This window comes from Rhodoplanes roseus (assembly GCF_003258865.1).
In the GTDB taxonomy this organism is placed as follows: domain Bacteria; phylum Pseudomonadota; class Alphaproteobacteria; order Rhizobiales; family Xanthobacteraceae; genus Rhodoplanes; species Rhodoplanes roseus.
This window is the reverse complement of record NZ_NPEX01000256.1, coordinates 1-8,180: the sequence shown is the minus strand read 5'-3', so window position 1 is coordinate 8,180 and position 8,180 is coordinate 1. Positions and strand designations below refer to the sequence as shown.

Here is an 8,180-nt window from a genome sequence, read left to right as displayed (position 1 = left end):
GCTGCCGACCATCTCGGAGCCGGTCGCGGCCCGCGTCGCCGCCCACGGCTGGCACGTCCAGTTCTACCCGCACGGCGAGTTCGCGCCCGAGTTCCGCAAGGACATTCCGGGGGCCGCCGAGGATCCGCGCTTCTGGGCGTCGGGCATCTCGCTGATCGCCCATCCGCGCAATCCGCACGTCCCGGCCGCCCACATGAACACCCGCTTCGTCGTCACGACGCGGGCGTGGTTCGGCGGCGGCGGCGACCTCACCCCGGTGCTCGACCGGCGCCGCACCCAGGAGGATCCCGACACGGTCGCGTTCCACGCCGAGATGCGGGCCGCCTGCGACGCGCACACGACCGTCGCCTCCTACGAGCGCCTGAAGGCGTGGTGCGACGACTATTTCTTCCTCAAGCACCGCAACGAGCCGCGTGGCGTCGGCGGCATCTTCTACGACTGGCTGGATTCCGGCGACTGGGCCGCCGACTTCGCCTTCACGCAGGACGTCGGACGCGCCTTCCTGGCCGCCTATCCGCGGATCGTCCGCGCCAATCTGGCGACGCTCTGGAGCGAGGCGGAGCGCGACGAGCAGCTCGTCCGCCGCGGGCGCTATGTCGAGTACAATCTCCTCTACGACCGCGGCACCGTGTTCGGCCTGAAGACCGGCGGCAATGTCGAATCGATCCTCTCGTCGATGCCACCGCTGGTTAGATGGCCGTGAGGAAGCCGACGCCGAGGCTGTCATGCACATTCGAGAAATCGGTGCCGCCGGCTATCGGTCGCTGCGGGGGATCCGCTTCCCCATCGGACCGCTGACCGTCTTCGTCGGCGCCAACGGCGTTGGCAAGAGCAATCTCTATCGCGCGCTGCAGCTTCTGCAGGCGTCGGCGGCCGGCACGCTGGCGCGCGAGCTCGCCGCCGAGGGCGGCATGGAGTCGGCCCTGTGGGCCGGCCCGCGACGGGTCGGCCAGCCGGCCCGGATCAAATTGTCGGTCGAGCTCACTGTCGGTAGCGACGACACGGCGCAGGGTGAGCTCGCCTACGACGTCCAGGCCGGCCTCGCCTTCTCGTACCACCACGAGATCGGGCTGCCCAAGATCACGGACGCGGCCTTCCTGCTGGAGCCGCAGGTCAAGCAGGAGACGCTGGTCCTGCGCGGCGGGCGCCGTCCGCAGACCTTGCTCGAACGCTCCGGCCCGCGCGCCACGGCGCTCGACGACAAGGGACGCAAGCAGCCCTTCGGGCTGCAATTGCTCGCCTCCGAGACGGCGTTGTCGGCCATGCGGGACGCGGCGCGCTTTCCCGAGATCGACGCGGTGCGCCGGACCATGCTGGACTGGCGCTTCTATCACGATCTTCGCTCCGACCGCGGCTCGCCGCTGCGTCAGCCCTGCCTCGCCGTGACGACGCCGACCCTGTCGTCCGACGGCGCCGATCTGGCCGCCGTGTTCGCGACGCTGGTCCACATCCGCGAGGATACGGAGGACCTCGACCGTGCCGTCGACGATGCCTTCCCGGGCGCCAGGCTGGTGGTGCCGCAGCCGGGTCGCACGGCCTCGTTCGGGCTGATTTTCCCCGACTACCCCAAGCGGGTCTTCGAGGCGGCCGAGCTTTCGGACGGTACGCTGCGCTATCTGGCGCTGGCCGGGGCGTTGCTCGGCTATCGCCTGCCGGACTTCATCGCGCTCAACGAGCCGGAGGCGAGCCTGCACCCGGAACTGCTGGCGCCGCTCGCTCGCATGATCGCCCGGGCCGCGACGCGCAGCCAGATCTGGGTCGTCACCCATTCGCAGGTGCTGGCGCAGGCCTTCGCCGAGCACGGTGGCGTCACGCCCCGCACCGTGATCAAGCGCAACGGCGAGACCTGGCTCGACGGCCTCCGCCTCGCGGGTGATTTCGCCGACGAGGAGACGGACGACGAGGAGGTGTGAGGTTGGGAGCAAGCCTCTCCTCGGACATGGCCGTTTCTGCCATGGTGCATTCATGACCGTCGCCACCTTCGAAACGCTCAGGTTCGCCCGCGCTCTTCGCGAGAAGGCGAAGATGACGGCCGAGCAGGCGGAGGGCGGCTCGACACCCGGATCAACGAGGCGGAGCCGCGGCTCGAGGCGAAGGTCGACGCGACCATGGCCGAGATCCTGAAGTGGATGTTCCGGACCACCGGCGTCCAGACGCTGATCATTTCTCGGGGCCGGGCTGGCGCTGTCCGGCGGGCTGCGGCCCTGACCTCCCGCCTCAGAACGTCGCTGCACGGAACAGCATGGCGGCGCCGCCCGTGATCACGACGGCGTCGAGGATCGCGGTGTGCACGCGCAGCGGCAGGCGTTCGGTGAGGCGCTTGGCGAGCCAGGCGCCCGGGACGGCGATGACGCCCATCAGCAGGCCGACCGCGACCACCTGGGCCGTGATCACGCCCGAGACGCCGAACACTCCGAACTTCAGGACGCCCATCACGGTCGAGACCGCGGCATCGGTGGCGATCACGGCCGCGCCCTCGAGTCCGGCCGCCATCAGGAGCGAGATCAGGATGATGCCGGCGCCCGATGTGCCGCCGACCAGCACGCCCCAGCCGGCCGCGCTGGTCGCCAGCGCGCCGTTGCCGAGCGTCACGCCGCGGCCCTTGAGGGTCCGTCGCAGCGGCACGCTGAGCACCAGCATGCTGCCGATGACGACGAGGGCGCCGCGGCCGTCCAGCAGCGTGTAGCCCCAGGCGCCGAGCGCGCAGGTCGGCAGCGCCGGCAGGATCACCAGCCGCACCCGCCGCCAGTCGACCAGGTCGCGAAACAGCGTCGCCCGCGAGACGTTGTTGAAGATCGCCGACAGCGCGATGATCGGAACCACCGGCTCGGCCCCGACGATCGGCACCAGCACCAGCGGCATCAGCGCGCCGGTGCCGTAGCCGGCGACGCCGCCGATCACCGACGTGATCAGGCCGGCGGCGGCGATGATCAGGAGCTGGACGGGGGACACGTCGTACATGGGGGATCAGTCCGACGGGGACGATCGGCCGGCCAGGACGGTTGCGACGACCCGGTCGAGGGCCTCGCGGTCGGACGGGAAGCCGGCCGCGATCCAGGCCGCTTCGGCGTCGCGCATCGCCGCGCCGAGGGCGGCGCCGGCGAGCCCGTGGGCCATGAAGCGCGCGGCTCGCAACGGGAGCTTCGGGGCCCGCCAGCGCTGCGGCAGGGTGGCCAGCAGGCGCCACGCGGCGGCCTCGCGCTCCGCCTCTGCACCCGCCCGGGCCCAGGCGAGCATCACCCGGTCGACATAGAGGTCCGGCCCGAGCCGATAGAGCAGCGTGCGCGCCGCCTGCTCGGTGGTCGCGGCGCCGAGGCCCCGCCACTGCTCCGCCATCGCGGCGAGGCGGCGATGCTCCGTGTTGGTCAGCCGCAGGCGATCACGCAGCCGGTCGGCATCCTCCGCGACCAGCACGGCGAGCGCCGCGAGCCGCCGCGTCGCGTCCGGCGCGAAGCCGAGCTCGCGCTCGCGCGCCCCCATCGCTGCGACATCCCATGATCGGCCGATCCCGCCGAGCACGAGCTGGAGAATGCCGGTATCCGCCATCATGGCGAGGGTGGCGGCGGCGGCAGGCGCCGGCAGGAGCTTGGTCAGCTCCATGCGGATGCGCTCGCGCGACAAGCCGCGCAGCTTCTCGCGACCGACGATGCAGGCACGCAGACTGGGCCCGTCGAAGGCGCCGTTGCCGTACGCGGCGTGGAAGCGGAAGAAGCGCAGGATGCGGAGATGATCCTCGTCGATGCGCCGGTCCGGATCGCCGATGAAGCGCACCCGTCGCGCCTCGACATCGGGGAGGCCGTCGACCGGATCGTGCAGCGTGCCGTCGGGCGAGACCGACAGCGCGTTCATGGTGAAGTCGCGCCGCTCCGCGTCGACCCGCCAGTCGCGTCCGAACGCGACGGCCGCCTTGCGGCCGAACGTCTCGACATCGCGGCGCAGCGTCGTCACCTCGAAGGGGCGTCCGGCTGCGACGATCGTCACGGTCCCGTGGTCGATGCCGGTCGGCACGGCCTTCAGCCCGGCTGCGACGGCACGCCGCATCACCTCCTCGGGTCGCGCCGTGGTGGCGATGTCGACCTCGTCGACCGGCTCGCGCAGGAGCGCGTTGCGCACCGCGCCGCCGACCACGCGCGCCTCTTCGCCGTCGCGGTCGAGCAGCGCCAGCACGCGGGTCAGCGGCTCGGCGGCCAGCCAGCCCGCCGCGGCGAGCCGCCGCCACGTCATCGCGTCGTGCCCGGGACGAACCGGCCGTCTTCCATATGGGCCGGCACATAGGTCGAGTTCGGCGGCGCGCCGCTGAACTGGGCCATGACGACGAAGCTGGCGATCAGGAGCACCAGCGCCGCGAGCGTCAGCCAGCCGAGCACCGGCAGCCGCCAGGCCTGCGGATCCACCAGCCCGTTGCGGGTCGCCACCAGATAGGCCGCGTAGAGCACGAACGGGGTGAGGAAGAGGGCGAGCTCGGTGAGGACAGGACGGATCATGACGTGACGTCGCAGAGTCCGGGTTCGCCGGCGGCAGAGCGGATCATCTCTCGTACACCCGTTCGTAGAGATTGCGGAGGATTCCAGCCGTGACGCCCCAGATGTACCGCTCCTGATACGGCATCACGTAGAACCGCCGTCGCAGGCCTTTCCAGTCGCGGCTGTGCAGCGCGTGGTTCTGCGTGTCCATCAGGAACGCGAGCGGCACCTCGAAGGCGTCCTCCACCTCGGACGGATTGAGGGTCAGCGTATAGCCGGGCGCGACCCGCGACACCACCGGAAGAATGCGGAAGCCCGAGAACGTGCAGTAGAGGTCGAGATAGCCGATCGGATCGACGTGACGGCGGTCGAGCCCGACCTCCTCCTCCGCCTCGCGCAACGCCGCGTCGAGCGGTGTGGCGTCGTCGGCTTCGATCTTGCCGCCCGGAAAGGCGATCTGGCCGGCATGGTTGGGCAGGCTCGTCGTGCGCTGGGTGAGGATCACGCCCGGCTCCGGCCGGTCGATCACGCCGATCAGCACGGCGGCGGGCCGCGCCGGGATCACGCCCGCCTGGGCCCACAGCTCGGGATCGAGGTCGATGTCGCCGCGCGTCGCCGGCTGCTCCGGGTCCGTCAGGGCGGGCGGCACGGCGAGGTCGAGCCGCTCGCGCGCGCGCTCGAAGAAGCCGTGCCCCAGGGTCAGCGGATCGGCCGGCTCGACTGCCGTCATTGCGGAGAGTCCTTCGGATCGTGCCCGGCCAGCGTATCGGCGGGAGTCATCGGGAAGAAGGTCGAGCCCGAGGCAACGCCGAACATGCGGCGGCCGTCGATCTCGCGTTCCTCGCCGATCTCGACGAGATCGTAATACAGCGGCCGAACGACGCGGGCCCACAGGCCGCGCCGCACGTGGAGGTAGGGCTTGAGCCCGCCCGTGCCGGCCTCCGGCTCGAAGCGCAGCGCATGCTCGGCGCCGCACGTCACCCAGTCGTCGACATTGGTGCGGATGCGCAGCACCGGCGCCCCGCCCGCTTCGCCTGCGTCGCGGACCATCTCGACCGCCAGGAACGGCACGTCGTCGACCGTGATGCCGCACTTCTCGACCGGCGTGACCAGGACGTAGCGCTCGCCGTCGCGGCGCAGGACCGAGGCGAAGAGTTTCACCAGCGCGGGGCGCCCGATCGGGCTACCCTGGTAGAACCAGGTGCCGTCGGCGGCGATGCGCATCGGGATGTCACCGCAGTCGGGCGGATTCCACAGATGCACGGGCGGCGGCCCGCGGCGGGCCGCCTCGCGCACGGCGCCGGACAGCGCCTCGAACGTGCCGCTGCCGCTCTGCCCTTCCTTCGCCACGGTTCGACTTACCCTGTGATGCGTCGCGCGCTGCGGCCGAACAGCCCGGACGGCAGGTCGCGGGATCGTGATGGGGCGTTGCGCCGCCCCGACTCATCTCGATAGCCTATGGTGCATAGGTGTGAGAGGGAACGGCCGGGCGCAACAGCCGGCTGGCCCGGTTGATGCATGGCAGGCCGGCGACCGGTGGTGTGCACCGGCCGAACGAGACGGTCCGACGGGACCCCACGAGGAGTACCGCATGGCGGTGAGCGGCGAGAATCTCGACAAGCTGGAAGACATGATCGTCCGCGCCGCGGAGGCCACGGCGACCCATGTGCGGGCCGCGCGGTCGGCGGTCGGCACCGTCATCTTCGGCCAGGATCGGGTCGTCGAGCAGGCCATCATCACCATCCTGGCGGGCGGTCACGCGCTGCTGGTCGGCGTGCCGGGCCTCGCCAAGACCAAACTCGTCGACACCATGGGCACGGTGCTCGGGCTGGACGCCAAGCGTATCCAGTTCACGCCCGACCTGATGCCGTCCGACATTCTCGGCAGCGAGGTCCTGGAGGAGAATCCCGGCGGCCGGCGCAGCTTCCGCTTCATTCCGGGTCCGGTGTTCGGCCAGCTCCTGATGGCCGACGAGATCAACCGTGCCAGCCCGCGGACCCAGTCGGCGCTGCTGCAGGCCATGCAGGAGCAGCACGTCACGGTCGCCGGGGTGCGTCACGACCTGCCGAAGCCCTTCCACGTGCTCGCGACCCAGAACCCGCTCGAGCAGGAGGGCACCTATCCGCTCCCCGAGGCGCAGCTCGACCGCTTTCTGATGGAGATCGACGTCGACTATCCCGACCTCGACGCCGAGCGACGAATCCTGTTCGACACCACGGGCGCCGAGGAGACCAAGGCGAAGGCCGCCATGACGGCCGATGATCTGATGGCGGCGCAGCGGCTGGTGCGGCGTCTGCCGGTCGGCGAGTCGGTGCTCGAGGCGATCCTCAAGCTGGTCCGCTCGGCGCGGCCCGGCGCAGAGGGGCCCGACGGCAAGCTGATCGCCTGGGGCCCGAGCCCGCGCGCCAGCCAGGCGCTGATGCTCGCGGTGAGGGCGCGCGCGCTCCTCGAAGGCCGTTACGCGCCGTCGATCGACGACGTGCTGGCGCTCGCCGAGCCCATCCTGAAGCACCGCATGGCGCTGACCTTCGCGGCCCGCGCCGACGGCGAGACCGTTCCGGGCCTGATCGGCCGGCTGAAGAGCCGGGTCGGATAGGCCAGATGGCGGCCACCCCCACCGCCTCGCCGTCGCCCGAACGGCTGGCCCTCGACCGCGCCGGCGCATCGAGCCGCAGCCTCGCGGCCCTGATGCCGCGACTCGTGCTGGAGGCGCGTCGCGTCGCCGCGACCGTGATTCACGGGCTGCACGGCCGCCGCCGCGCCGGGCCGGGCGAGAACTTCTGGCAGTACCGCCGCTTCGTGTCGGGCGAATCCTCGGGCCGCGTCGACTGGCGCCGCTCCGCCCGCGACGAGCACCTCTATGTGCGCGAGCGCGAGTGGGAGGCGGCCCACACGGTGTGGATCTGGCCCGACCGCTCGGCCTCCATGGCGTTCCGCTCGCGGCTGGCGACCGACGCGAAGCTCGAGCGCGCCCTGGTGATGGCGCTGGCGCTCGGCGAGGTTCTGGTCCAGGGCGGCGAGCGCGTCGGCATCCCGGGCCTGATGCCGGTGACGGCGAACCGCAACGTCATCGACCGCATGGTCCAGGCCTTCCTGCACGACCCGCTGGACCGCACCAGCCTGCCGCCGGCCTTCTCGCCGTCGCCGCTGTCCGAGGTGCTGGTGCTGTCGGATCTGTGGAGCCCGATCGGCGAGATTCGGCAGACGCTGGCCCGGCTCAGCGCCGCCGGTGCGCACGGCCATGTGGTGCAGATCGTCGATCCGGCCGAGGAGACGTTCCCGTATTCGGGGCGCGTCGAGTTCGTCGAGCCCGAGGGATTCGGCGCCGTGACGGCCGGCCGCGCCGAGGCGTGGCGCGCCGATTACACGACCCGCATCGCGCTCCATCGCAGCCAGATTCGCGCCGAGACCGACCGCATCGGCTGGAGCTTCGTCGTTCATCGCACCGACCGTCCGGCCACCGACCTGATGCTGCAGCTCCACGCCCGGCTCTCGGTCGGCCGTGCCGGTGCGGCGCCGCCGCGGGCCGAGCCGGCCGCCGACGCGGCCGCCATCGAGGAGGCGCAGGTCGCCGCCGACGCCGATGCCGAGACCGTCGCCGAAGCGAGGTCCGCATGATCCCCGGGCTGCCGCTCGCCTTCGCGTCTCCCTTGGTCCTGATCGGCCTCGTCAGCCTGCCGCTTCTGTGGTGGCTCCTGCGCCTGGTGCCGCCGCGGC

General features: G+C 71.6%; 9 protein-coding genes. 4 read left to right on the top strand and 5 right to left on the bottom strand.

Annotation, left to right across the window (positions count from 1 at the left end):
- Nucleotides 1-703, top strand: a 703-nt coding sequence (hemF, locus tag CH341_RS24925) for an oxygen-dependent coproporphyrinogen oxidase (RefSeq protein WP_111421680.1), incomplete at its 5' end; no start/stop codon positions are given.
- A gap of 22 nt (nt 704-725) precedes the next feature.
- Complete coding sequence (locus CH341_RS24920) at nt 726-1,913, top strand: AAA family ATPase (protein WP_245431240.1); 1,188 nt, start codon at nt 726-728, stop codon at nt 1,911-1,913.
- A gap of 304 nt (nt 1,914-2,217) precedes the next feature.
- On the opposite strand, the gene CH341_RS24910 is transcribed toward CH341_RS24920, so the two are convergent.
- Genes CH341_RS24910 through CH341_RS24890 form a run of 5 tightly spaced genes read right to left on the bottom strand, consistent with a single transcriptional unit; the run spans nt 2,218 to nt 5,813 of the window.
- Nucleotides 2,218-2,961, bottom strand: a complete 744-nt coding sequence (locus tag CH341_RS24910) for a sulfite exporter TauE/SafE family protein (protein ID WP_111421678.1) — start codon at nt 2,959-2,961, stop codon at nt 2,218-2,220.
- Nucleotides 2,962-2,967: 6 nt separating this feature from the next.
- Nucleotides 2,968-4,224 carry a CCA tRNA nucleotidyltransferase gene (locus tag CH341_RS24905; protein WP_111421677.1) on the bottom strand — a complete coding sequence of 419 codons (1,257 nt, stop codon included), beginning with the start codon at nt 4,222-4,224 and terminating at the stop codon, nt 2,968-2,970.
- Nucleotides 4,221-4,484 (bottom strand): DUF6111 family protein, encoded by a 264-nt coding sequence (locus CH341_RS24900; RefSeq protein ID WP_111421676.1) that lies wholly within the window; start codon nt 4,482-4,484, stop codon nt 4,221-4,223. Before CH341_RS24900 ends, CH341_RS24905 begins: the two co-directional genes overlap by 4 nt.
- Before the next feature lie 43 nt (nt 4,485-4,527).
- Nucleotides 4,528-5,193: a CoA pyrophosphatase gene (locus CH341_RS24895; protein WP_111421675.1), complete on the bottom strand. Its 666-nt coding sequence runs from the start codon at nt 5,191-5,193 to the stop codon at nt 4,528-4,530.
- Nucleotides 5,190-5,813: a DUF1285 domain-containing protein gene (locus CH341_RS24890; RefSeq protein WP_111421674.1), complete on the bottom strand. Its 624-nt coding sequence runs from the start codon at nt 5,811-5,813 to the stop codon at nt 5,190-5,192. Before CH341_RS24890 ends, CH341_RS24895 begins: the two co-directional genes overlap by 4 nt.
- Before the next feature lie 241 nt (nt 5,814-6,054).
- Between CH341_RS24890 and CH341_RS24885 the strand changes: the two genes are divergently transcribed.
- Nucleotides 6,055-7,059, top strand: coding sequence for an AAA family ATPase (locus CH341_RS24885; RefSeq protein WP_111421673.1), 1,005 nt, complete (start codon nt 6,055-6,057; stop codon nt 7,057-7,059).
- 5 nt (nt 7,060-7,064) lie between these two features.
- A complete protein-coding gene (locus CH341_RS24880; RefSeq protein ID WP_111421672.1) occupies nt 7,065-8,081 on the top strand; it encodes a DUF58 domain-containing protein in 1,017 nt (338 codons plus the stop codon).
- Nucleotides 8,082-8,180 lie beyond the last annotated feature (99 nt).

Excerpts from the sequence above, each read along its gene's own strand:
- CH341_RS24920 (WP_245431240.1), top strand. The coding sequence starts at position 726 with ATGCACATTCGAGAAATCGGTGCCGCCGGCTATCGGTCGCTGCGGGGG.
- CH341_RS24910 (WP_111421678.1), bottom strand. The coding sequence starts at position 2,961 with ATGTACGACGTGTCCCCCGTCCAGCTCCTGATCATCGCCGCCGCCGGC.
- CH341_RS24905 (WP_111421677.1), bottom strand. The coding sequence starts at position 4,224 with ATGACGTGGCGGCGGCTCGCCGCGGCGGGCTGGCTGGCCGCCGAGCCG.
- CH341_RS24900 (WP_111421676.1), bottom strand. The coding sequence starts at position 4,484 with ATGATCCGTCCTGTCCTCACCGAGCTCGCCCTCTTCCTCACCCCGTTC.
- CH341_RS24895 (WP_111421675.1), bottom strand. The coding sequence starts at position 5,193 with ATGACGGCAGTCGAGCCGGCCGATCCGCTGACCCTGGGGCACGGCTTC.
- CH341_RS24885 (WP_111421673.1), top strand. The coding sequence starts at position 6,055 with ATGGCGGTGAGCGGCGAGAATCTCGACAAGCTGGAAGACATGATCGTC.
- CH341_RS24880 (WP_111421672.1), top strand. The coding sequence starts at position 7,065 with ATGGCGGCCACCCCCACCGCCTCGCCGTCGCCCGAACGGCTGGCCCTC.